Raw genomic sequence first — 24,169 nt, forward strand, 5'->3', positions numbered from 1 at the left:
CTGCGCGCTACCGCTCAGGCGTCAGCACTTGATCGGCACCAACCCGAAGTTCTCCACGGTCGGAGTGGTGGTGTTGATCCTCGTCCGGCGGGTCTGCGGCTTCCAACCGTCCTTCGCGACGATCATGGTGAGTGGGTTGTTGCGGCGGTCCACCCAGTAGGCGTACCTGCCCTCGGCGTCGGTGGCGAAGGTGTACGACGCCGCCCACGAGTCGACCTGGACGACCGCGCCGGCGAGCGGCGATGTCGCACCCTGGCAGCTGCTGCCGATGACAGTTCCCATGAGCTTGCCCCACGTCTTCGGGGGGTTCGCGGTCATGGTCACCGCGACCGGCGCCACCGAGTACGGCGTGTTCTCCGTGATCCCGACCGAACCGGAGTAGGTGCCCGGCTGGTCCACGTTGGCGGACAGGCCGACGGTGACCGTGACCTTCGCGCCCGGCGCCAGGGTGGCCGACGTCTTGTCGATGGTCATCCAGCTGACGTCGGCCGCCGACTCGGCGCAACCCTCGAAGCCCGGGAGCACCTCGCTGTTGGCCGCCGCGTTGAAGTTGCCGGACGAGCCGCCGATCTTGTAGAAGCCGCATGCCGCGCCGCCCCGGTAACGGGCGGTGTTGGCGTTCGGCAGGTTCGACCACGAGCCGGCGGCCGGGTCGAAGGCGAAGCCGGCGTTGCTGATGGCCCCACCCTGCGAGCCACCGACGACGAGCAGCTTGCCGCTGGCGACGGCGTACGAGCTGGCCCAGTTGTCGGCCGGCGCGTCGGCGATCGCGGTCCAGGTGTTGGCGCCCGGGTCGTAGGCGTAGCTGGACTTCTGCGCGGCGGAGCCGTCGTTGCCTCCGGTGCAGTAGAGGATGCCGTCGATCCCGCCGCAGGAGGCGAAGGCCACCGACTTCGGGTAGTTGGCCACCGTCGCCCAGGCGTCGGTGGCCGGGTCGTACCGCACGACGCTGTTCGACATCGGCGTGCAGTTGGCGGTGGTGCAGCCACCGACCGCGTACAGCTTGCCGTCGACGACGCCCTGACCGGCCGCGGCCCGGGGTGCCGGGTTGTCGGCCAGCTCGGTCCAGGTGTTGGCCCCCGGGTCGTACGACCAGGTGGCGGAGTCCGGGCCCTCGTCGCCCCAGCCACCGCTGGCGATGATCTTCCCGTTCAGGACGCCCACCGTCAGGGCGTTGCGCGCGCCCGGGAGGTCCGCGATCGCGGTCCAGGTCTGGGCGGCCGGGTCGTAGGCGTAGTTCTTGGTGGTGGAGGCCTCGCCGTTACCGCCACCGATCGAGTACACCTTGCCGTCCAGGTTCACCACCCGGTTGTCCATGATCACGGACGGGTAGTTGGCGATGTCGGTCCACGGCGCGGCCTGCGGGCCGGTCGCGGCGGCGGCGGCCTTGGCCTCCTTGCCGGACGCCTTGGCGGCGAACGACGTCGGCGCGGTGAGCCGCTGCTCCGGAGCGCCACTGCCCCCGAGCGTCTGCTGCCGGGTGACGGTGGACCCGTCCGCCCGGAGGAGTTCGAAGCCGTTGTCCCGCTCGCTGAACTTGACCTCGACCGGCGCGCCGCCGGTGTTGGTCACCGTGAACGTCCTGCTCGCCTTGCCGTTGGGCATCTGGAGCGTCGCGCTCAGCTCGGTCGGCGTCACCGACAGTCGGCCGGCCGCGAGCTGGAAGTTCGCGGTGGTCGCCCAGTCGGCCTCGATGTCGACCGACTTGGTCTGGCTGACGTAGTTGCCGGCGGTCGCCGTGAACTCGTGCTCGCCGGTCAGCGACGAGTAGATCCAGTAGAAGCCGTCCGGCAGCCCGGGGTCGTCCGGGGTCGCCACGGTGACGGCCTTCTCGGCGGGCCGGTCCTTGCTGGTGACGGTGGCACCGTTGACGTAGCTGTCGTCGTTCTTGTCGCGGACGTTACCGACGACCAGACCGCCGTCGACCGGCACGCAGGTGACCTGGCTGCCGATGAGGACGTTGTCGACCTCCCACCACCACTCGTACGAGGCGTCGTAGTAGTGGAACCGGACCTGCACCTGCGACTGACCGGCTGCCTGCGGGATCGGGATCTCGGTCACCTTCGGGCCCCGGACGTCGGTCTCCTGCCGGAGCACGTTGGTCCAGGTGCCACCACCGTCGATGCTCAGATCGACGTCGGCGGTGTCGTCGTTGAGCTGGTTGAAGTCCTGGTTGAACCGGATCACCGGGGCGGTGACGCCGCTCAGGTCGACCACCGGGCTGACCAGCGAGGTGTCCTGGCTGGTGCCCGCTCCGTAGTCGTCGCTGTCGATCATCGCGAAGTTGCCGCTGCCGCCGGTCAGGTTGCCCCGGTTGCCGTCGTCGGTGAACTTCCAGACCTGACCGCTGCCCGCGTTGTCCACGACGGTCCACCCGGCCGGGGTGGTCGTGGCGTCGAAGGTCTCGTACTCACCGTCGGAGCCGAACGTGTACCCGGGGGCGGTGGTGCAGGTGTCGGTGTCCACCGGCACGGCGACGTTGGCGGTGGCGTTACCCGTGCCGACCACGACCTGCTTGGTGACGGTCTGGTAGCCCGGGTACTGCGACTCGTACGTGAGGGTGTAGGTCTGCCCGGCCGGCAGCTTGATGCTGTAGCGGCCGTTCGACGGGGTGGTGTAGTCGTAGACGCCGGACACGCCGGCCACTGTCACCTTCGCGTAGAGCGGCCAGCCGTGACCGGAGCCGTCGGTGACCGCTCCGGTGACGTTGACACTGGGCACCGGCGTCAACGTGACGTTGAGCGTGGTGGTCGCGCCCTTGGCGACGGTCGCCGTCTTCGTGGTGCCGGCGTAGCCGAAGGCCGCCACGGCGACCTGGTAGTCACCGGTGGGCAGCTGGGTCGAGTACTTGCCGTCCTCGCCGGTGGTCAGCTCCCGCGCGGCCGGGCCGGTGAGCGTGAGGGTCGCGCCGGCGATCGGGGCTCCGCTGGCCGCGTCGGTGACCGTGCCGGCCAGGGTGCCGATGTCGCCGGTCGGGGCCGCGTCGAGGAGCGCGAGGGCGTCCAGGCGGCCCTCGCCGTAGACGTTGTTGTCGGCGGGGGTGCCGCCGCACTGGTCGTCGGCCTTGTCGATCGCCGCACCGTTGAGCAGCGCACGGGTGGCGTCGACGTCACCGATCAGCGAGGGCGCCGCCGAGTACAGCAGCGCGATCGTGCCCGCGAGGTGCGGTGCGGCCATCGAGGTGCCGCTGATGCTGCCGTACGCGCTGCCCGGGATGCTCGACCGCACGTTCACGCCCGGCGCCGAGATGTTGGGCTTGATCTCGCCGTTCTGCCCGACGCCCCGGGCGGAGAAGCCGGCGACGTTGTTGTTGATGTCGTACGCGCCGGTCGAGTAGTTGCTGGCGAGGCTGCCCGGCGAACCACTGGTCTGGCACGCCGGCCCGCTGTTGCCGTTGGACCAGGTGCCGAAGATCCCGGAGGCGGCCCAGGCGTCCGTCACGTCCTCCATGAAGGGCTCGTTGGACGGGTCCCGGGTGCCCCAGGAGTTGTTGATGATGTTCGGCCGCTTGCTCGCGTCCGCGTTCTGGCCGTTGAGGTCCAGCGGTTCGAGCATCCACTGACCGGATTCGATCAGAGCCGCGTCACTGGGGCAGCAACCGTTCGCCGCGATCCACTTGACCCCGGGCGCGACACCGATCTGGTTCGCGCCGTCGGAGCCGGCCATGGTGCCCATCGTGTGCGTGCCGTGGCCGTCGCCGTCGCAGGGGGCGGTGGCGCAGGTGCCGGCGCCGGGGGCGTTGAACCAGTTGTAGTTGTGGTCGAACGTGCCGTCGCCGTTGTTGCCGCGGTAGGAGTTGACCAGCGCCGGGTGGTCGAACTGGACCCCGGTGTCGATGTTGGCGATGGTGATGCCTTCACCCTTGACGCCGTACTGGGACCAGACGTCATCGGCGTTGATGTTGGCGATGCCCCACTCGAGGGCGTTCACTGTCTTCTCGTCGGCGCCCTTGGTGGTCTCGGGCACCTTGTAGGCAACCGGTGCGTAGAGGCCCTCGACCTCGGAGTGGCCGGCGAACTTCTGCGCCATCGCCAGCGAGCCGCTGTTCACCTTGATCGCGTTGGTGGCCCAGAAGGTCTGGTACCTGGTGCCCGAACTGTCGAGGTCGGCCCGGATCTTGCCCTGGCTCGCGGCAGCGGTCTTGCGCAGGGCGTCCGCTACCGCGGTGCCGCGCTTCGACCAGTCCTTGATGGCGCTGGCCTTGCTGAGGTCCGCCCGGTCCTTGAACCGGATCCAGAAGTCACCTTCACTTTTGGCCTGGAGCTGCTTGGCGAGCTCGGGTCGGATCTTGTCGCCGGTCGGGGCGCCCGCTTGCATCCCGCCGCCCGGCGCCGCCTGTGCGCCGGAGCCGATGGTGGCCAGGCATGTGGCGGCGAGGACCGCCGCCGCACCGGCGCTCACCAGTGATCTGGCTGTGCGCCGCCATTGTGGACGTCTGAACATCGGTGCTGCCTCCCTCAGAACGACCCAGGGTGAAGATGGGCCATGGGTGGACCTCCCCATGCACCGCGCGGGTCACGCCGGTTGCCCGAGTGGACACTATGATCGAGAAGAAAGGACGATCAAGAACTTGCCGTGAGCAACTTGTCGCTAAGAGTTGCCGCGCTGGCGACGCGCTTGCCAATCATTGTCAGGACCATGACGAGAGCCGGGCAGGGATGCCCATCGATCCCGGGCGGTGCTGTGGCCGAGGACGACGATGCGACGTCGAACAGGGAGGATCCGGCCGACGAGCCGTTCCCGCTACTGATCGCGGTGACGTCGTCGCCGGCCGAGCGCATCCGGCTCGCGGAGCGACTCGACGGCATCGCACCGCTACTGCTCGTGTCCGACCTCGACGAACTACGCCGGTTGATCGCCGCCCCGCAGCAGATGGCCGCAGCCGCGTCCGAGCCGGCCAGCGCCCTGGTGATCGACTCGGCCCGGTCGAGCGCCCGTTGCGGAGAACGTGAGGTCGACCTCACCCGCCTGGAACACGACCTGCTGACCTGCCTGATCACCGAGCCGGTCCGGGTCTGGAGCTACGCGGAGCTGCACCGGTCGGTCTGGGGCGACGAGGGGCGCGAACGGAAGGCGGACGTGCAGTCGCTGGTGAAGCGGCTACGCCGCAAGCTGCACGACCTCGGCACCCGGGCCACCATCGACGTCGTTCGAGGTGTCGGCCTGCGGCTGACCGATCATCAGCAGGCCCGGGTCGAACGCGCCTGACGCGCCGACGACCGAGGTCGCCCTCATGCTGCCGCACCGGGAGACGACAGGTCAGATCAGCCCGGCCCGGGCCCACAGCAGACGCCCCGGCCCAGCCACCAGACCGACACTCGCCAGGTTGGCGTGCACCCGCGCCGCCGACCAGCGCAGGGTGGCACGCCAGTGTGGGTTGGCGCGGGCAGCGGCACGACCGACCGCCGGTGGAATGCCCACCGCCGCGTACACGTCGGGATGGACGAGGCGGCGGGCAATCGTGTAGGCGGCGCGACCGACCAACAGCCGGGCGTACGCCATGCCCGCCGGGCCGGTGGCCGCCACCGCGGCGGTCAACTCCTCACGGGCGAACCGGACGTGTCGGGCCTCCTCCACCACGTGGATGCGGGAGACCATCCGGATGAGAGGTTGGAGCGACTCGTCCGCCATGATCTCGCGCTGGAACGCGTCGAGGATCTCCTCCGCGATGAGGATCGCGGCGTACATCCGGGGCCCACTGGCGGTGGCCTTGAGAAAACGCCCGAGTTGGTGGTCCACAGTGCTCGCGCGGTAGACCGGACAGCCCGTCGCCTCGATGAGGCGACCGAACATGATGGAGTGCCGGCACTCGTCGGCGACCTCGGTCAACGCGTACTGGGCCTGCCGACTGGTGGGGTCGGCGCGGTAGTACTCCCGGATCAGCATCTGCATGAGGATCGTCTCGAACCACAGCCCGGCGCTGGCCGCGCTGGCCACCTCGTGCTTGGTGAGCTCGACGCGCTGCTCCTCGCTGAGCTGTCCCCACAGTGGCGTGCCGTAGAGGCTGCTGCGCTGCGGCGGAAGCCAGTAGGCGCCGGGGGTGTGTGGGGCGTCCCAGTCGATCTCGACGGTGGGGTCGTAGCTGGTCCGCAGTGAGGACGTGAGCAGTCGATCGGCGACCGCCGCACGCCCGGTTTCCGCCGCCTCCATGGCTCCTCCATATTGACGTGACGACCAGTAACTGTTACGAGTAGTAGCATGCAATCGCCGTTCACCGATGTCAATGCGTCCGACCCGCCGCCCACGCCCTCCGAAGGAGGCCCGAAGGCGAAGGGCAACGGCCGTCGAGACCGCTGGGCAGACCATCGTGAGCAACGACGGCAGGAGCTGGTCGGGGCTGCCGTGCAGGCGCTGCTGCGGCACGGGCCGGAGGTCGACATGGAACAGGTGGCCGCCGCCGCCGGCGTCAGCAAACCGGTTCTGTACCGCTACTTCGCCGACAAGTCGCAGCTCTGGGTCGCGGTCAGCGAAGTCGTGGCGGCCCGAATGGTCGATACAATCGCGCCCGCCGTCGAGCAGGTCCGCGAAGAACGTGACCTGGTCGAGGCGACGATCGACGCCTACCTGGGCGTGATCGAGTCGGAGCCGAGGCTCTACCGCTTCCTGATGCACCAGTCCGGCGACCCCGGCATCCATCAGGTGATCGCCGGCACCAGCCGGCAGGTGGCCGCCGGGCTCGCCCGGGTGATCGGCGACCGGCTTCGGACGCTGGGCCTGGACGCCGGTCCCGCGGAGCCCTGGGCGTACGGCCTGGTGGGCTTCGTGCAGGCCGTCGGCGACTGGTGGACCACGCACGGCCAGCCCATCAGCCGGGCGGCCCTCACCGACTACCTGACCGCTCTGCTGTGGAGCGGCATCGAGGGGGTACGCGCCAGCGCCGACCTGCCGCACGAGCTCACCCGCGCCCACGAGCGGATCGTGCCGTGAGGTACCACGGCCCGGCGGGCATCGAGGGCACCACGGTCCGGGTGCACCTCAGCGGGCGGTGGGAGCCGGTCGACGGCCGCTTCCACTGGGGCGGGCGGATCGAGCCCGAACCCCGGGTGGCCCAGCTGCTGCGCTCCGGGCGACGCGACGTCGAGGTGCGCATCGCCGACCGCGTCCGGGCCGCCCGACTGGCCGAGATCGATCCGTGGGGCGGCGTACGGGTCACCGGCGTGGGCGATCCGCCGTGGCCGTCCGCCGCCGGGTCGACTCCCTCCGAGTCGACTGCCGTGCCCGACCTCACGGAGGAGTGAATGGAGACAGACATCGCCATCATCGGGGCCGGCTTCGGTGGCCTGGGCGCCGCCATCCGCCTCCAGCGGACCGGCTTCACCGACTTCCTCGTCTTCGACCGGGGGGACGAGGTCGGCGGCACCTGGCGGGACAACACCTACCCCGGCTGCGCCTGCGACGTCCCGTCGCACCTGTACTCGTTCTCCTTCGCGCCCAACCCCCGCTGGTCGAACACCTTCTCCAGCCAGCCGGAGATCTGGGACTACCTGCGCGGCTGCGTCGACCGCTTCGGCATACGCCCCAAGCTGCGGCTGCGTCACGAGGTGCATCAGGCGCGCTGGGACGACCACCGGCAGCGCTGGTTGCTGCGTACCTCCGGCGGTGACCACACCGCCCGCGTCCTGATCTGCGCGGCCGGCCCGCTCAGCGACCCCGCCATCCCCGAGCTGCCCGGGGTCGACGAGTTCGCCGGCACGGTCTTCCACTCCGCCCGTTGGCGGCACGACCACGACCTGACCGGCCGTCGCGTCGCGGTGGTCGGCACCGGAGCGTCGGCGGTCCAACTCGTGCCGCGGATCCAGCCGCTGGTCGAGAAGCTGACGCTCTTCCAGCGCACCCCCGCGTGGATCATGCCGAGGCGGTCACGGCGGATCAGCCGGGCCGAGCAGGCCGTGTTCCGCGCGGTGCCCGGCGCGCAGCGGGCCGTCCGGGCCGGGCTCTACCTGGTCCGCGAGGGCATGGGCCTGGGTTTCCTGTACCCGGCGGTCAACAGCTTCGCCTCGCGGCTGTCCCTGCGGACGCTGCGACGTCAGGTCGCCGACCCGCACCTACGGGACAAGCTCACCCCGCGCTACGCGATGGGCTGCAAGCGGGTGCTCATCTCCAACGACTACTGGCCGTCCCTCGCCCAGCCGAACGTCGACGTGGTCACGGCCGGCATCGACCGGATGGTGCCGGACGGTCTGGTCACCGCCAACGGCGTTCACCACCCGGCGGACACCGTCATCTTCGGCACCGGTTTCCACGTCACCGACTCCCCTGTCGTGCGACGCATCCAGGGCCAGGGCGGGCGCACCCTGGGCGAGGCGTGGACGCCGAGCATGCACGCGTACCGGGGCACCACCATCAACGGCTTCCCCAACCTGTTCTTCCTGCTCGGCCCGAACACCGGGCTGGGGCACACCTCAGTGGTGCTGATGATCGAGGCGCAGTTGCGTCTGGTGGTCGCGGCCCTGCGACACATGCGGACCACCGACGTCCAGGCCATCGAACCCACAGTGGAGGCGCAGCGACGCTGGACCGAACGGGTCGATCAGAAGATGGCCGGCACCGTGTGGGAGACCGGCTGTGACAGCTGGTATCTCGACAGCACCGGCCGCAACACCACCATCTGGCCGGGCTTCGCCACCAGCTTCCGGATGAGGCTGCTCCGGTTCCGCCCGGCCGACTACCGGGTGGCCACGGCCGGGACCACCCCGAACGAGACGGAACGGGAGCACGCCGATGCGGTATGACCTGGCGGGCAGGACGGTGCTCATCACCGGCGCGGCGCGCGGTATCGGGGCGCAACTGGCCCGCGAGGCCGTCACCCGGGGGGCCCGGGTCGCCCTCGTGGGCCTGGAAGGTGAGCTGCTCAAGCAGCTCAGTGCCGACCTCGACGCGCACTGGTACGAGTGCGACGTCACCGACCAGGCGGCGCTGGACGCCGCGGTGGCATCCTCTGTGGACCGGTTCGGCGGCATCGACGTGGTCGTGGCCAACGCGGGCGTCGCGAACCTCGGCACCGTCGCCGTCGGACCGGTCGACGCGTTGGTCCGTACCGTCGAGGTCAATCTCTGCGGCGCGATCCGCACGGTCAGCGCGGCGCTGCCCCACGTCACCGCGGCCCGTGGCCACGTCCTGATCGTCTCGTCGGCCGCCGCCTTCACGGCGATGCCGGGCATGGCCGCCTACTGCGCGTCCAAGGCGGGCGTGGAGCAGTTCGCCAACGTGCTGCGCCTGGAGTCCCGCCCGACCGGCGTCACCGTCGGCACCGCCCATCCGATCTGGATCGACACCGATCTGGTCCGCGACATCCGTGCCGACCTGCCGTCGTTCCGCACCGCGCTGCGCCGGATGCCGTGGCCGCTGTCCACAGTCGTGCCCGTCGAGCAGTGCGCGGAGGCCCTGCTGCGCGGCATCGAACGCCGCAAGCGCAAGGTGTACGTGCCCCGGTCGCTCGCCGTGGTGCAGGCGCTGCGGCCGGTGGTGTCGAGTGGCTTCGCGGACGCGTTGATCACCCGGTTCGGCGGTCGGACCTTGGTCGGCCAGATGGAAGACGAGGTCCGGCAGCTCGGGCGTTCCTTCGGCAGGACGTCGGTGGGAGAGCGGTCATGACAGTTCACTTCCGCCGGGCGGGCAGCGGTGAGCCGCTCCTGCTCATCCACGGCATCGGTCACCGCCACCAGGCGTGGGAGCCGGTGTTCGACCGGCTCAGCGCCCACCACGAGGTGACGGCGCTCGACCTACCCGGATTCGGGAACTCGCCGGTGCCCGGCACCGGAATGCCCGCCGACATGGCCGCCACCGTGGCCGGGGTCCTGCCGGTCCTGACCGAGTGGGGGTTGGAGCGTCCGCACGTCGCCGGCTACAGCCTCGGTGGGGCGATCGCCCTGGAGCTCGCCGCCGCCGGCGCTGTCGCCTCGGCCACCGCCTTCTCCCCCGCCGGTTTCTTCACCCCGGCGGAGCGCCGACGGGCGCTGGCCATCCTCCGGACGTTGCGGGCCAACTCGTACCTGCCCACCCCGATCATGCGGGTCGCGCTGCGTTCGGCGTACCTCCGGGCGTTGTGCTTCGCGCCGCTGATGGCCCGCCCGACGCTGCTGGACGTCGAGCGCGCGCTGGGTGACGCGCTCGCCCTGCGACGAGGTCTCGGCTTCAACGCCGTGGCCCGAGCCGCCCGCGACTATCGCTTCGACTGCCGTCGTCTCTCCGACGTGACGGTGCCGGTGACCATCGGCTGGGGGGACCGCGACCGGATCTTCGGCGTCCACCAGGCCGAACGCGCCCGGGCGGGCCTGCCCGCGGCGAGGGTGGTGACGCTCCCCCGTTGCGGGCACGTGCCGATGAGCGACGATCCGGACCTGGTCGCCGCGCTCATCCTGGAGACCACCGGCGCCGTGCCCGGCAACGACCGGCCGGGTCCGTCGGTCTCCGTCTAGCGCCGCGAGTCAGGACGATTAGAGGCGGGTCCACGCCTCCGTGTCTGCGTTTTGCGGTAATGACAGGCTGTGAACTCACTGACACGTAACGTGAGGATGTAGCCGGACTACGGCTGCCGCAGGCGTGCGCCGGGCCGCCACCGTGGCGGTGCCGCTCGGTCGACGACCGGGACGGACAGCCCTGCACCGCCGCCGGCCTACTCAGCCGCAGGAGGTGGACGATGCCCATGCTGTCGGTCTTCGATCCCCGGCACACTGTCGCTCCCCCGGGATACAGCCGTTGGCTCATCCCGACCGCCGCACTGGCCGTGCACGTGTGCATCGGCCAGGTCTACGCGACGAGTGTCTACAAGAACTCCCTCATCGCGCACTTCGACGCCAGTCAGACGGCGATCGGGGCGATCTTCAGCATCGCCATCGTGATGCTGGGTTCGTCCGCGGCCGTGGGTGGCCGTTGGGTGGAGCGGAACGGACCGCGCCGGGCGATGTTCGTCTCGGCGTGCTTCTGGGCCACCGGGTTCCTCGTCGGCGCGCTCGGCATCGCGACCCAACAGCTCTGGCTGCTCTACCTCGGTTACGGCGTCATCGGCGGCATCGGGCTCGGCATCGGCTACATCTCCCCCGTCTCCACACTGATCAAATGGTTCCCGGACCGGCCCGGCCTGGCCACCGGTCTGGCCATCATGGGGTTCGGCGGCGGGGCCCTGGTCGCCGGCCCGCTCGCGCGCCAACTGCTCTCCCTCTACGACCCCGGCTACAACCCCGGCAACCCCGCGGCGGTGGCCTCGGGACACGCTCTCGTGGCGCTCTTCGTCACGTTCGGCATCGGATATTTCGTGATCATGATGTTCGGCCCGTTCAACGTCCGGGTTCCGGCGCCGGACTGGCGGCCCGCCGGGTTCGACCCCGCGAGCGTCGCCGCCAAACCTCTGGTGACGACGGCAAGCGTGTCGGCGTCGAACGCCGTGCGTACCCGGTCGTTCTGGTTGCTGTGGATCGTGCTGTTCTGCAACGTCACCGCGGGCATCGGCATCCTGGAGCAGGCCAGCCCGCTGATCCAGGACTTCTTCCGGGACAACGGGACCGCCACCACGGTCTCGGTGACGGCGGCGGCCGGTTTCGTGGGAGTGCTGTCGCTGTTCAACATGGCGGGACGGTTCGTCTGGTCGACGACGTCCGACCTCATCGGCCGCAAGCCCATCTACATGGTCTACCTCGGCGTCGGCATCGTGCTGTACGTGCTGCTCGCCGTGGCCGGCCACTCCGCGACCGCGGTCTTCGTGCTGATCGCCGCCACCATCATCTCCTTCTACGGCGGCGGCTTCGCCACCATGCCCGCCTACCTGCGTGACCTGTTCGGCACCTTCCAGGTCGGGGCCATCCACGGCCGGATCCTGACCGCGTGGTCGGCCGCGGGTATCGCCGGGCCGCTGATCGTCAACGGGATCCTCGACACGCAGGGCAAGCCCGGCACCCTCACCGCGGCGGCGTACCGGCCCGCCCTGTTCACCATGGTCGGCATCCTCGCCATCGGGTTCGTCGCGAACCTGCTGGTGCGTCCCGTGCCCGAGCGGTTCCACGAACCGGACCGTGGGCCGACCTCGCCCGTGGCGAAGGCAACCGTCACCGAGCCGGTCGCCCTCGGGCGGGACAGCCAGCCGCCCGCGCCGCCACGCGTCGGTAACCAGACCGGACGGCTCTGGTTGTCCTGGCTGCTGGTCGCGGTGCTCCTCGGATACGGCATCGTCCAGACCGTCATCACCGCCGCGAAGCTGTTCACCGGCTGACGCGGCGAGGGCGGGCACGGAAGGACGGCGCCCCATGAAGGGGGCGCCGTCCTCTCCGTTCAGAGCTGAGTGGCCGACCGCTTCTCGTCGAGGCGCTCCCGTTGTGGCACGACCGTGTACTTCGGATCGCGGGCCGACACCCGTCCCGCCTCGAAGACGCCGAACCGGGTGGCGACCGACGATGCCACGAGGGCGGCGCCGGAGATCGCCGACAGGACCCGGCTGCGTCGGCTGAACAGCGCGGCGGCGGCGCCCACGCCGAGCAGCACGTCACCCGCGCGGACCAGACGACCGCTGCGACCCTGCCGGTAGGGCTCACCGGTCAGGTCCAACCGTTCCATCCGGCGACCGCCGAGGTACTTGACGGTCGCCGCGACGACGGCGAGTCGCCGCAGCGGAGCGGTCTGGGCGGCGGGTGCCGCGATGAGGCCGACCCCGGTGGCGGCGGCGAGCGCGCTGCCACCGAAGACGAACGGCAGATAGGGGTACGCCTCGTGCCAGGCAGGTACGGCGGTGTCGGCGAGCAGCACCCCGGTGTACGTGGCGAGGGCCGGCGCGGTGGCCGCGGCGGCCAGGCCGGCGACGTTGCCGACCGGCGGCGCGATCCGACGGGCGAGGCCGAGCACACCGTGCTGCGGGAGCAGCGGCGCGAGCTCGGCGACCGCGGCCACGCCGGCCAGCGGCCCGAACGCGGCGAGGATCCAGGTGCCGACCGACATCGGCGAGGTCACCTTGGCCACCCGGAGCATGTGATGGAACCGGGCTGGCCGGCCGAGGTCGTGGACCAGCAGGTACGTGCTGGCGGCGATACCACCGAGGGCCGTCCACCGGCCCACGGTGCACAGCCCTGCTCGTCCGGTCAGCTGGGCGCCCGCGCCGATCAGCGCGCCTCCGGCGGCGAGGCCTCCGGTGAACAGGTAACCGGCGATGTCGCGCTTCCAGACCGGCGGTTTGAGGATCGGGCGGCCGTAGTAGGAGGCGAAGTCGGCCGCCGGAACTGTCAGTTGCTCGCCGCCGCGGGTCATGACCGCCTGCCCAGGAACGCGACCACCGTGGCGGCGGTCATCGCCAGGGCGGCCAGGCCGGCGTGTTTCCACATGGCCGGCAGGTCCCGGGTGGTCACGACCGGGTCCGGTGGCAGCCCGTACACCTCCGGCTCGTCGAGCAGCAGGAAGAACGCCCCGTCACCACCGACGCCGTCGTTCGGGTCCTCTCCGTACAACCGCGCCTCGGAAACCCCCCGCCCCCGCAACGTCGCCACCCGCGTGGCGGCCCGATCCCGCAACTCGTCCAGGGGCCCGTACTGGATCGACTCGGTCGGACACGCCTGCGCGCACGCCGGGGTCATCCCCACGCCCAACCGGTCGTAGCACAGCGTGCACTTCCACGCCCGACCATCACCCTTACGCTGATCGATCACCCCGTAGGGACACGCCGAGATGCAGTAACCACACCCGTTGCAGATGTCCTCCTGCACCACGACGGTGCCGAACTCGGTCCGGAACAACGACCCTGTCGGGCAGACATCCAGGCAGGCCGCGTGCGTGCAGTGCTTGCACACGTCCGACATCATCAACCACCGGAAATCCGTCCGCCCCTCGGCACCGGTGCCCCGACCCGGCGGCTGCGCACCCGGCATCCCCAGGAACTCCGGGCCGGCCGACATCCGGGCCGCCGCCTCCGGCGAGCCGGTGGGCAGACCTGGATCGGTGCCGGTGTCGGCGCTGGTCAGCGCGCCGGCTGCGGCCGTGACCGGGCTGACCGGCGGCCCGTCCGGGTCCCCCGCGAACGCCGGGGTCGCCAGACCGGCGCGGCGGGGTTGCTCGACGAACGCCACGTGCCGCCACGAGTTCGCGGTCAACGCACCCGTGTTGTCGTACGACATACCGAGCAGGTCCAGGCCGCTCTCCGGCACACCGTTCCACTCCTTGCAGGCCACTTCACACGCCTTGCAACCGATACAGACACTCGTGTCGGTGAAGAACCCCATCCGCGGCGGCGGGTTCTCATAACCCGCGTCCGGCGCCGGGTCCAGCGGGCCGTACAGGGCATTGGTGTGGGGCATGGGTCAGACCTCCTGGTCCGGGCCGCTGTCCGCGGAGTCGGTCGTGACCATCGGTGGATAGTGCGGGTTGAGGTCACCGGAGCGCCGCCGGTAGTCGACGAGGAGCGCCAGCAGCTCCGCGCCTCTCGGGCGACGCCCGGACCGGATGTCGCAGGTGCCGACCTTGCTCTCCTGGATCAGCACGTTCGGATCCAGGCTGATGCCGAACAGGTCGTTGGCCGAGTCACCGGTGACCAGACCCTCGAAACCGAAGTGGTACGGCAACCACACCTGGTGGATGACCCGGTCGTCCACCCGCAACGGGGTGAGCCGATCCGTCACCAGCACCCTCGCCTCGATGGCCGCACGCGCGGTGATCAGGTGCGCCCAGCCCAGATGGGTGAGGCCACGTTCGACTGCCAACTCCGGGGACACCTCGACGAACATCTCCGGCTGCAACTCGGCCAGCGGCGACACCATCCGACTCATCCCGCCGGCCGTGTGGTGCTCGGTGAGCCGGCTGACCGTGAACACGTACGGGAACACCTGGCTGTACGGCTCGGGCGGGCTCGGGTTCAGCGTGTTGATCGGGTGGGTGTAGACCTTGCGGGTCGGGTTGGCCTGCTGTCGGTAGAGCGGGTTGCGCACCGGCGACTCGACCGGCTCGTAGTGGGTGGGCATCGGCCCGTCGAGCACGCCGGTCGGCGCGTACAGCCAGCCCTTGCCGTCGCCCTGGAGGATGAACGGGTCGTCTCCGGCGATTCCCGCCACGCCTGAGGAGTCGTGCGCCGGTCGGTAGGACGGCGGTTTGGTCTTCTCGAAGTCCGGCACGTCGTAGCCGGTCCACTCGCCCTTCTCCGCGTCCCACCACACGTAACGCTTGCGCTCAGACCACGGGTTGCCGTCCGGGTCGGCGGAGGCACGGTTGTAGAGAATGCGCCGGTTCGCCGGCCACGCCCAACCCCACTCGGGCGCCACCAGGGACTGCTCCGCGCCGGGCTTACGGCGGGCCGCCTGGTTGACGCCGTCCGCGTACACGCCGGTGTAGATCCAGCAACCGCCGACGGTGGAGCCGTCGTCCTTCATCTCGGTGAACGACGCCAGTGGCCGGCCGGTGGCCACGTCGTACCCGTTGATCTCGCGCAGCACCGCCTCGGCGCTCGGCTCGGCGGTCGGGCCGTGCGTGGGGTAGTCCCAGGCGAGGTCGAGCAGCGCCCGGTCGCGTGGGTTCGTCGACGTGGCCAGCCGTTCCCGGATGACGCGCCCGAGGTGGTAGAAGAACCACAGCTCGGAGCGGGCGTCGCCTGGCGGCTCGACGGCCTTCTCCCGCCACTGCAACAACCGCTGCGTCTGGGTAAACGTGCCCTCCTTCTCCACGTGCGAGGCGGCGGGCAGGAAGAACACCTCCGTGCGGCACTCCTCCGGCACGATCTCGCCGGTCTCGATCTCCGGCGCGTTCTTCCAGAACGTGGCGCTCTCGATCTCGAACAGGTCCCGGACCACGAGCCAGTCCAGGTTGGCCATGCCGAGCCGCTGGGCGCGACCGTGCGCCGAGCCGACCGCCGGGTTCTGACCGAGCAGGAAGTACCCCTTGACCTTCCCGTCGATCATGTTGAGCACCTGCTGGTAGGTGCCGTGGTCGCCGGTCATCCGAGGCATGTAGCCGTAGCAGAAGTCGTTGTCGGCGGTGGCGGCCTCTCCCCAGTACGCCTTGAGCAGGTTGACGCCGTAGGTGCGCGCGTCGCCCCAGAACCCCTTCTGCCCGGGGTGCGCGATGCTGTCCACCCACGCGTCCAGCGTCGGGTGGTTGGCGTGGTGCGGCATCGGCAGGTAGCCGGGCAGCAGGTTGAACAACGTCGGGATGTCGGTCGACCCCTGGATGCTGGCGTGCCCCCGCAGGGCCATCACCCCGCCACCCGGTCGGCCCATGTTGCCGAGCAGGAGTTGGATGATCGCGCCGGTACGGATGTACTGCACACCGACGCTGTGCTGCGTCCAACCCACCGAGTAGACGAGCATCCCGGTGCGGTCCCGACCGGAGTTCTCCGTCCAGGCCTGCGCCAGTTCGAGGAACTTCTCCTGCGGGATGCCGCAGACGCGTTCCACCATCTCCGGGGTGTAGCGGGCGTAGTGCCGCTTCAGGATCTGGTAGACGCAGCGCGGGTGCTGCAACGTCTCGTCGCGCTCGGTCTCGCCGCCGACCGGGGCGCCGTGCGACTCGTGCTCCAGCCCGGCGCCGGTCTCCCGCTGGATCTCGGTGTCGCGGGTCGTCTGGTTCTGCCGGTGGCCCTCGTAGCGCCAACTGGTCTGGTCGTACGAGGCGTTCTCCTCCTGGAAGCCGGAGAAGAGCCCGTGCAGGTCCTCGGTGTCGACGAACTCCTCGGTCACGATCGTCGCGGCGTTGGTGTAGGAGACCACGTACTCCCGGAAGTCCAGCTCGTTCTCGAGGATGTAGCGGATCACCCCACCGAGCAGCGCGATGTCGGTGCCCGCCCGGATCGGCAGGTACGCGTCAGCCAGCGCGCTGGTGCGGGTGAAGCGCGGGTCGACGTGGAACACCTTCGCGCCGCGACGCTTGGCCTCCATCACCCACTGGAAGCCCACCGGGTGCGCCTCGGCCATGTTCGAACCCTGGATGACGATGACGTCCGAGTTCGACAGGTCCTGCTGGTACTGGGTGGCGCCGCCACGACCGAAGCTGGTCCCCAGACCGGGGACTGTCGAGGAGTGTCAAATACGGGCCTGGTTCTCGATCTGGAGCGCCCCCATCGCGGTGAACAACTTCTTGATGAGGTAGTTCTCCTCGTTGTCCAGCGTCGCCCCACCCAGGCTGGAGATGCCCAGTGTCCGGTTGAGCGGTCGGCCCTCGGGGTCGACGTCCTCCCAGGTCTCGTCGCGGGCGGCCAACACCCGGTCGGCGATCATGTCGAGCGCGGTGTCGAGGTCGAGGTCCTCCCACTCGGTGCCGTACGGCCGGCGGTAGCGGACCTTGGTCTGCCGCAGTGGGCTGGTCACCAGACTCTTGCTGGCCGAACCCTTCGGGCAGAGCCGACCCCGCGAGATCGGGCTGTCCGGGTCGCCCTCGATCTGGCTGACCTGCCCGTCCTTCACGTAGACCCGCTGGCCGCAACCGACGGCGCAGTACGGGCAGACGGACCGGGCCATCGAGTCGGCGGTGTCGGTGCGGGCGGTGAGCGCGCGGGATCCGGCGGACTTGGCGGCCGCGCCCCGGCCGAGAGGGTCGGTGCCGGTGAGCTGCCGGTAGACCGGCCAACCCGCAATCCAGCGAGGCACCCCCATTGCGCACCTTCCCGACTAATCACACAAAATGTGAACAGCCTGACATTAGTCGAGGTGCCCTGCCTGTCGCAGCGGGATCACGAACAGTCATGCCTCCCCCGACCCTCGGTGTGGGCCGGGAGAGGCATGGAGCGCGGCGATGGTCAGTGCGGTGACAACTGGCCGACGGGGTGGTCGTTGAAGGTCCGGTAGCGGTGCAGCTCCCAGAACAGCCAGCCGATGCTGACGAGCGCCACCACGACGAAGACCAGCGAGCCGGTGAACGTGTCCCAGAGGGTGTGCAGGACGACGACGCCCACGAACGTGCCGATGAACCCGAACAACCGGCGGGCGCTCGGCGTAGCCAACAACGCCCACAGCGCGCCGGCGGTGAGCCCGGTCCAGGCGGTGTGACCGGCGGGCGCGGTCAGACCACGGATGAACAGCGTCTGCTCCACCGCCCCGATGTTGCCCTGCGAACTCAGCAACGCGCTGAACGCGTAACCCATCGTCTCCAGCGCGGCGAACCCCATGCCGGCGGCGACGCCGATGACCAGACCGTCCGAGGGCACCCGACGCCGACGCTGGGCCACCACCGTGAACAGCAGCACCACCGGCACGATCAGCTTCGCCGACTCCTCGATCAACGCCACGAACAGCATGGGCAGCGTGCCGAGGCCGCGCAGGGTGTCGTACTCCAGGGTCCCGGCGACGACCGTGCCGATCACACCGCCGAAGAACGCCGACGTCACCAACACCGATGCCGGCACCTGCCACCGCCCGGTGCGGGCCTGCGCGAACGTCAGGAACGTCAACGGCACCAACGTCGCCCCGAGCAGGATCAACGCCGGTACGAAATTCGGATTCTTGGTGCTGACGAGGGTGCGCAGCACCGCCAGATAGAGGACCAGCCCGATGACGAAAACCCCGACCCACGCCCACCGGCGCCAACGATCACGCATACCGCGCAGTGTGGCCGACCCACGTTACGAAGACCAGCCCCGGCGTTGAGATCCCTACGACTCCGGACACACCGATCAGCGTTTCTGGAACATCGTCGCTGCCACGTCGGCGATCAGCTCGATCGCCCAGTCGAGCTGCGGACAGTTGGTGCGACTGCGGCACTCCAAGCAGCCACCTACGCTCCACGGCCGGTCGAGCGCCCGGGTCCAATGGGCGTCCAGAACCCTCTTGGCAGTGAACAACGCGGTTGCCGTGGAAATCGGCTCGTCGATCGGCACAGTCGGCACCCCTCCCTGCGATCACGATTAGTCCCCACCTGGGAGGCAGAGTCCATACGTCGTGCTCCCCCAGGTGGGTTGCCGTCGGTAACCCAGGAGTTTGCCGAAACCAGGGAACCCGACTGAATCATCAACCTATTCCAACCTGTAGGAGCAGGTCAAGCGACAGCTAGGAACTTGTTGGAACAGGTCTACCCGTGATCGAATCAGGGTGCCGAAACCAGGGAACCCGCGGAGATCGACTCATGCCGACCGAGAGAGTGGACTACCGGCGCATCGCCAACGAGATCGCCGAGAAGATCAAGTCCGGAGAACTCACCCCGGGCGAGAAGCTGCCGTCCACACGCGAGCTGGCCGAACAGCACCACGTGCACATCTCCACCATCAACCGGGTCATGACCATCCTCAAAGATCGGGAGCTGGTCGAGGGATTCCCGGGCAAAGGCGTCTATGTGGCCGAGGCAGGACCGTCGAAGTAGAGCGGTTAGCCGACCTTCGATGCCGCCACACCGCTATATGCCTGATCGTTGTCAGCTGAGCAGTTCGACACGCCGAGCGTCGGACTGCTCAGCTGACAACGATCACCGCGCCGAACGAAGGGCGGGGCGTCAGACAACGTGCACCAGCCGGAAGCGCTCGGTCACCACCATCGTGTCGTCGTCCACCGTGAAGTCTGGGTCGCCCAGTTCCTCGCGGAGCTCCCCGCTGTGCCAGAACGTCTCGTGCCCCGCCCGCCACTGCGCCACGGACTCGTCGCCCTCGCCCTCGTCCAGCGCGTGTCGCAGGTCGACGTCCGCGAGACGGATCACCCGTACCTCGGTCAGTTCGATGGCCGCGACCCGCCGGCCGGCGGAGTCCACCACGGCGGAGAGTTGACCCACCTCGGGCAGTGGCTCGTTCGCGCACTCATACCCGACCAGCAGGCCCGTGGTCGAGGTCTTCGCACCGGAGAGGATCGCACCCACGAGCTTGTCCCGCAGCGGCCCCGGGAACGCGAACTCGGCCAGCGGAAGATCATCGAGGTCCATGCGCGGAGGGTACGCGACCCGGCGCGTCACGAGGAACCGCCGTCGACCCGGTGAGTGGGCGGGCCGTGCCGCCCCAGGCCCGGGCCGTGATCTCGGCGGCGGTCGCCACGGCCGTCTCCTCCGGCGTCCGCGCGCCAAGGTCCAACCCGATCGGCGAGCAGAGCCGGGCCAGCGCTACCTCCCCCACACCGGCCCCGCGCAGTCGGCGCATCCGATCGTGTCGGTCAGGTTCCCGTCTGGTGCCGACCGCGCACGCAGTACACGTCGCCGGAGTTCGCGCTGTGCGGCAGTGCGGCGAGGTGCGTCGCCATGTCGGTCGCGGAGACCCAGCGCTGGAACGTCATCGACTTGTCGTCGCCCAGCGCGACGTCGAAGCCGTCGAAGCCGAGCACGGTCAGGCGATCGAGACACCGTGAGGCGACCGTGCGCGCGATCGTGGTGAACTCGAACGAGAGCGCGGGCAGCGGGCGGGTCAGGCCGGCCAACACCTCGTCCTCGAAACCCTCCACGTCGATCTTCGCGAAGGTCGGCTCGCCGTACTCGGTGATGAGGGTGTCGACGGTGACCACCGGCACCTCGATGTCGGCGTCCCACACCTGGCCCTCCCACCCGCCGGCGCCCTCCGCCGCTCGCATGAAGTCGGGCGAGGCCGTCGACACGGTGGGGTTGGCGGAGTTGACGTGGAAGCGGGTGCTCCCCGGGACGGCTCCGCAGACCGCCTCGACCAGCGTCACCTGGTCGTCGTCGGCGTAGATCGCCTTCAGGGCGCGCAGGCACAGCGGCTGCGGCTCCACCGCCACCACCCTCGCCCCGAGACGACGGAAGCTGGCGATGTGGTCCCCCACGTGCGAGCCGACGTCGAAGACGAGATCCCCCTCGGCGACGAAGCGGGAGTAGAAGGCGTCCATCCGCGCGTCGCGCTCGGCGTCGCCGTAGTACACGTCCAACGAACGGTGCAGGAGGGACATCGCCGGGTCGGTCCGGAGCGCGGCGATCCTGGTGCTGGTGCTGGTGCTGGTGCCTGCCGTCATCTGTCTGAGTCCTGTCCAAGAGGGGGCCGGGTCACGGCCCGAAGGCGGTCAGGAACCGGTCCCGGAAGGTGTCCATCCGCCAGACCGGTGCCTGCGGTCCCGGCTTGAGCCCGTCCTGCCAGCCCCACCCGGAGATCCGGTCCAGGACGGCCCGGTCCCGGGTGACGATGGAGATCGGGACGTCTCGGCTGGCGTTGTCTCCGGTGACCACGGCGGCGGGCTGGTGGTCACCGAGGAAGATGAACACGAGGTCGTCGTCGCCGTAGGTCTGCACGTAGGAGATGAGCGCGCTCAACGTGTACTCGATGGAGTGCCGGTAGTCCGCGCGGATCTGCTCGGTGTCGCGTCGCTTGTCGTCGGACTCCTTGGCGGTCCCCTTGAAGATCGCCCCGTTGCCGAGCGCGGGCCAGTCGACCAGAGCCGGGACGGGCGTCCACGGCGCGTGGCTCGACACCAGCGCGAGTTCCGTCATCGTCGGCTCACCGTCGCCGTTCGCCTGCTCCAGACGCCGCCAACTGGCGAGGGTGTACTGATCGGGCATGGTGCCGAAGCTGAACTTCGGCCCCCGGTACGCGAGCTTCCGGGCGTCGTAGAACCGGTCGTAGCCGAAGAAGGAGCCCTCCGGCCACGGCTTGCTCACCGCCGGCATCACCCCGACGGTCTGCCAGCTCGCCCGTTGGAACGCCTTGTTGAGGGTCAGCCGGTCACTCGCCAACAGGGTGCGGTGCCGCTGGTCGTTGTCGACCCAGAGGCCGGAGAGCAGGGTGTCGTGCGCGAGCCAACTACCGCCGCCGAACGTCGGCGAGGTGAGGAATCCACTCTGCGAGGCGAACCCCGCCGCCGTGAGCCGGCTGGTCCCTCCGTCGAGGACCGCACCGACCTGCGGGGCGAACTCCGGGTCCTCGACGGCATCCCGGCCGTAGCTCTCCACGAAGGAGACGACGACGTTCTTGCCGCGTAGCGCGGTGAGCAGCTGGTCGCCGGGCATCTCGGCGAACCGGTCGTCCTGGAGCAGCGCGGCGAACCTCTCCCGGTCGTCGAGACGCAGACGTACCTGGAAGCCGTGACCGTTGGTCAGGGTGGTCGCGGACGTGTCGGCGACAGTCACGCCCTCGACCACCCGCACGTTGAACGCGGCACAGACCACCCAGACCACCACCAGCGCCGCCACGACCCGGGTGGTCGCCGCGCGGTGCCAGATCACCAGCCGGCGCAGTCGTCGCATCGACAGCGTGACCAGGGTGGGCAGGCCGACGGCCACCACCGCCAGGGTGATGGCCACGCCGATGGCGACGGGCCGGCCGTACGACTCGCTGACGAAGGCGAACCCCTCGTCGAGCAACGCCCAGTCGAGCACCGGGTCGAAGGCCCGGCTGAGCGCGGCGGTGAATCCCAGGTCGAACAGCTTCAACAGGCCGAGCAGGCCGAGGGCCACGCCGGCGAGCGTCGCCACCCACCGGCTCCACCGCGGGGGTAGGGCGAGCAGGAGGGCGACGATCAGCAACGCCTCCAGGGGAATCCGTACGAACGCCGCCGGGCTGAGACGGCCGAAGTCGTACGGCAGGGTGAGCACGAGCACCACGAGCAGCACGGCCAGGAGGGTGACCAGTCGGGCCACGACGGAGCGCTTCGGCCGCTCCTCGGCCTCGGTGCCGTCGGTGGCGGTGACGTCCGAAAGCTCGCCCCTCATCGCCTTCCGTCCCTGGCTCGGCATCTGACGTACGCGCGTCACGAGCGACAACCCGGGCATCCTTCCATGATCTTTGTTGGGCGCGGTAACCGGGCGACTCAGACGCGGGCGATCCCGCGTCGGGCCACGGCCACCGTCCGATGCTCCGGCCAGGGCAGCCCATCCGCCGTGTCACGAGCGACGGGAATGCGCCGGTCCTCGGCGGCGTCGTGGGCGAGGGCTCGGCGGACGTGACGCGTCGTCCACAGCCACGCGACGTCCCGCCCGAACGACTCGACCAGCAGCGCCAACGACGCCACCAGCACGACTGTCGTCAGCGGCCCGGGCAGCGCGTCGCCCATCGCCACCGTCAGCACCACGCCCTGGATCGCGGCGACGACCTTCCGCCAGTAGCGCGGCGGCAACGATCCCCGCATCCACCCCAGCACCCAGCTCGCGGCGACGAAGACGTAGCGCATCGCGCCGATCGCGAGCACCCAGCCACCCACCGAGGGTGCGACGTGCAGGCAGAGCACCAGGACCAGGAAGGAGTCGATCTCCATGTCGAAGCGTGCGCCGAGTTCGCTGGACGTACCGGTGCGTCGGGCCGTGTAACCGTCCACGGCGTCCAGCACGAGCGCCACACTGGTGATGACGACCATCAACGTGACCGGCGCCGGTCGGGTGAACGCGTCCGCGGCCAGGGCCGTCACGCCGCCGACGAGGATCGCCCGGCTCAGGGTCACCTGGTCGGCCGGGCTCAGATCGTCCGTGCCGGAGCGGGACATCCCCCGACTGAGCAGGGCACACAGCGCCACCCCGTACGCCAGCCCCGCCGCCCACCCGGCCGGGCCGAGGCCGACGGTCTGCGCGAGCACCGCCAGCACGCCGATCTGCACGAGCAGTCCGATGACCGGACCGGTTCGAACCGTTGACATCGTGCCTCCGTGACTCTGGTGGGTGACCCTGACCGTCATCACGGAAAACATGACCGATCGGTTCATTCTGAACGGGCCTCAACATGTATACGGAGGGACGTGCCCCAGCGGATGCAGATAATTCGTCGCCAGTGAGTGCAGCCCTTCTCAGCCGACGACGCCCCCGAATGCGACGACGGGTGTTCGGGTCAGGCCACATCGGCCGCAGCCGTGCGGCGCTGGTCGCCCAGCAGCTCACCCACCGGTCGCCCCGGCCTGGTCGTCATGCACCGACCTACTGACCGTCCCGGGGGACGACGCATTACCTGCTACGTCATCGACAACGCGCGCCCGCGTTCGCAATCATTCCTCGGAGGCGAAGCCCGGACCGCAACGAACGGAGAATCATGACCGCGTACGCGCTTGCTCACCTGCGCAGAGCTCCCATCCATGCCGAGGTGCTGGAATACCTGGAGCGCGTCCAGGCCACCCTCGTGCCCTTCGGTGGTCGGTTCATCGTGCACGGGGGGCCGATCGAGGTTCTGGAGGGCGACTGGCCGGGCGACCTGGTCATCGTCGAATTTCCCGACCTGAGCAAGGCCCGCTCCTGGTACGGATCCCCCGCCTACCAGGAGATCAAGCCCTTGCGGACCAGGCACCTCGACGGCGAGGTGATCCTCGTCGAGGGAGTAGCCGCCGACCACAGCTCGTCGGAGATGGCGGCCGCGATCCGCCGGGCCGACGGTTCGTAGCGC

19 protein-coding genes and 2 pseudogenes are annotated in these 24,169 nt (G+C 69.8%); 9 read left to right on the forward strand and 12 right to left on the reverse strand.

The window, feature by feature from the left end; translation table 11 throughout:
- Positions 1 to 21: 21 nt before the first annotated feature.
- Entirely contained in the window at positions 22 to 4,401 is a 4,380-nt protein-coding gene (locus tag O3438_RS08005) for a S8 family serine peptidase (protein ID WP_269679338.1), read from the reverse strand.
- 237 nt (positions 4,402 to 4,638) lie between these two features.
- On the opposite strand from O3438_RS08005, the gene O3438_RS08010 reads away from it, so the two are divergent.
- Positions 4,639 to 5,208 carry a winged helix-turn-helix domain-containing protein gene (locus tag O3438_RS08010; RefSeq protein WP_269679339.1) on the forward strand — a complete coding sequence of 190 codons (570 nt, stop codon included), beginning with the start codon at positions 4,639 to 4,641 and terminating at the stop codon, positions 5,206 to 5,208.
- A 51-nt stretch (positions 5,209 to 5,259) separates the two neighbouring features.
- Here O3438_RS08010 and O3438_RS08015 read toward each other — a convergent pair whose 3' ends face one another.
- Complete coding sequence (locus O3438_RS08015; protein WP_269679340.1) at positions 5,260 to 6,150, reverse strand: AurF N-oxygenase family protein; 891 nt, start codon at positions 6,148 to 6,150, stop codon at positions 5,260 to 5,262.
- 48 nt (positions 6,151 to 6,198) lie between these two features.
- Between O3438_RS08015 and O3438_RS08020 the strand changes: the two genes are divergently transcribed.
- The 6 genes from O3438_RS08020 (at position 6,199) to O3438_RS08045 (ending at position 12,205) form a co-directional block, all read left to right on the forward strand.
- Positions 6,199 to 6,927 carry a TetR/AcrR family transcriptional regulator gene (locus O3438_RS08020; RefSeq protein ID WP_269679341.1) on the forward strand — a complete coding sequence of 243 codons (729 nt, stop codon included), beginning with the start codon at positions 6,199 to 6,201 and terminating at the stop codon, positions 6,925 to 6,927.
- Positions 6,924 to 7,238 carry a DUF4873 domain-containing protein gene (locus tag O3438_RS08025; RefSeq protein ID WP_269679342.1) on the forward strand — a complete coding sequence of 105 codons (315 nt, stop codon included), beginning with the start codon at positions 6,924 to 6,926 and terminating at the stop codon, positions 7,236 to 7,238. The genes O3438_RS08020 and O3438_RS08025 overlap by 4 nt, the downstream gene beginning before the upstream one ends.
- Positions 7,239 to 8,732, forward strand: coding sequence for a flavin-containing monooxygenase (locus tag O3438_RS08030; protein WP_269679343.1), 1,494 nt, complete (start codon positions 7,239 to 7,241; stop codon positions 8,730 to 8,732).
- Positions 8,722 to 9,594: an SDR family oxidoreductase gene (locus O3438_RS08035; RefSeq protein WP_269679344.1), complete on the forward strand. Its 873-nt coding sequence runs from the start codon at positions 8,722 to 8,724 to the stop codon at positions 9,592 to 9,594. Before O3438_RS08030 ends, O3438_RS08035 begins: the two co-directional genes overlap by 11 nt.
- Positions 9,591 to 10,418: an alpha/beta fold hydrolase gene (locus O3438_RS08040; RefSeq protein WP_269679345.1), complete on the forward strand. Its 828-nt coding sequence runs from the start codon at positions 9,591 to 9,593 to the stop codon at positions 10,416 to 10,418. Before O3438_RS08035 ends, O3438_RS08040 begins: the two co-directional genes overlap by 4 nt.
- 227 nt (positions 10,419 to 10,645) lie before the next feature.
- Complete coding sequence (locus O3438_RS08045) at positions 10,646 to 12,205, forward strand: OFA family MFS transporter (protein ID WP_269683599.1); 1,560 nt, start codon at positions 10,646 to 10,648, stop codon at positions 12,203 to 12,205.
- A gap of 59 nt (positions 12,206 to 12,264) precedes the next feature.
- On the opposite strand, the gene nrfD is transcribed toward O3438_RS08045, so the two are convergent.
- The 5 genes from nrfD to O3438_RS08070 all read right to left on the reverse strand — a co-directional run bounded on the left by nrfD (position 12,265) and on the right by O3438_RS08070 (position 18,769).
- Positions 12,265 to 13,230, reverse strand: a complete 966-nt coding sequence (gene nrfD / locus O3438_RS08050) for an NrfD/PsrC family molybdoenzyme membrane anchor subunit (protein WP_269679346.1) — start codon at positions 13,228 to 13,230, stop codon at positions 12,265 to 12,267.
- Positions 13,227 to 14,270: a 4Fe-4S dicluster domain-containing protein gene (locus O3438_RS08055; protein ID WP_269679347.1), complete on the reverse strand. Its 1,044-nt coding sequence runs from the start codon at positions 14,268 to 14,270 to the stop codon at positions 13,227 to 13,229. The genes nrfD and O3438_RS08055 overlap by 4 nt, the downstream gene beginning before the upstream one ends.
- A 3-nt stretch (positions 14,271 to 14,273) precedes the next feature.
- Positions 14,274 to 17,549 (reverse strand): formate dehydrogenase, encoded by a 3,276-nt coding sequence (gene fdh / locus O3438_RS08060; protein ID WP_269679348.1) that lies wholly within the window; start codon positions 17,547 to 17,549, stop codon positions 14,274 to 14,276.
- Between the two features lie 143 nt (positions 17,550 to 17,692).
- Positions 17,693 to 18,490, reverse strand: coding sequence for a PrsW family intramembrane metalloprotease (locus O3438_RS08065; RefSeq protein ID WP_269679349.1), 798 nt, complete (start codon positions 18,488 to 18,490; stop codon positions 17,693 to 17,695).
- A 75-nt stretch (positions 18,491 to 18,565) separates the two neighbouring features.
- Positions 18,566 to 18,769 (reverse strand): hypothetical protein, encoded by a 204-nt coding sequence (locus O3438_RS08070; RefSeq protein ID WP_269679350.1) that lies wholly within the window; start codon positions 18,767 to 18,769, stop codon positions 18,566 to 18,568.
- A 245-nt stretch (positions 18,770 to 19,014) separates the two neighbouring features.
- Between O3438_RS08070 and O3438_RS08075 the strand changes: the two genes are divergently transcribed.
- Positions 19,015 to 19,248 carry a winged helix-turn-helix domain-containing protein gene (locus O3438_RS08075; protein ID WP_269679351.1) on the forward strand — a complete coding sequence of 78 codons (234 nt, stop codon included), beginning with the start codon at positions 19,015 to 19,017 and terminating at the stop codon, positions 19,246 to 19,248.
- Positions 19,249 to 19,377: 129 nt separating this feature from the next.
- On the opposite strand, the gene O3438_RS08080 is transcribed toward O3438_RS08075, so the two are convergent.
- The 5 genes and pseudogenes from O3438_RS08080 to O3438_RS08100 form a co-directional block, all read right to left on the reverse strand.
- Entirely contained in the window at positions 19,378 to 19,797 is a 420-nt protein-coding gene (locus O3438_RS08080) for an ASCH domain-containing protein (protein WP_269679352.1), read from the reverse strand.
- Positions 19,784 to 20,032: pseudogene (locus O3438_RS08085) on the reverse strand (XdhC family protein); the annotation flags it as partial. The gene O3438_RS08080 and the pseudogene O3438_RS08085, both read right to left, overlap by 14 nt.
- Positions 20,022 to 20,828, reverse strand: a complete 807-nt coding sequence (locus O3438_RS08090) for an FkbM family methyltransferase (RefSeq protein WP_269679353.1) — start codon at positions 20,826 to 20,828, stop codon at positions 20,022 to 20,024. The gene O3438_RS08090 and the pseudogene O3438_RS08085, both read right to left, overlap by 11 nt.
- Before the next feature lie 31 nt (positions 20,829 to 20,859).
- On the reverse strand, positions 20,860 to 22,518 hold the full coding sequence (locus tag O3438_RS08095) for a sulfatase-like hydrolase/transferase (RefSeq protein WP_269679354.1): 1,659 nt from the start codon (positions 22,516 to 22,518) through the stop codon (positions 20,860 to 20,862).
- 224 nt (positions 22,519 to 22,742) lie between these two features.
- Positions 22,743 to 23,435, reverse strand: a pseudogene (locus O3438_RS08100) (CDP-alcohol phosphatidyltransferase family protein); the annotation flags it as partial.
- A gap of 386 nt (positions 23,436 to 23,821) precedes the next feature.
- Between O3438_RS08100 and O3438_RS08105 the strand changes: the two are divergent.
- Positions 23,822 to 24,166, forward strand: coding sequence for a DUF1330 domain-containing protein (locus tag O3438_RS08105; protein ID WP_269679355.1), 345 nt, complete (start codon positions 23,822 to 23,824; stop codon positions 24,164 to 24,166).
- Positions 24,167 to 24,169: the final 3 nt, after the last annotated feature.

It is taken from the genome of Micromonospora sp. WMMC250 (genome assembly GCF_027460215.1).
In the GTDB taxonomy this organism is placed as follows: domain Bacteria; phylum Actinomycetota; class Actinomycetes; order Mycobacteriales; family Micromonosporaceae; genus Micromonospora; species Micromonospora taraxaci.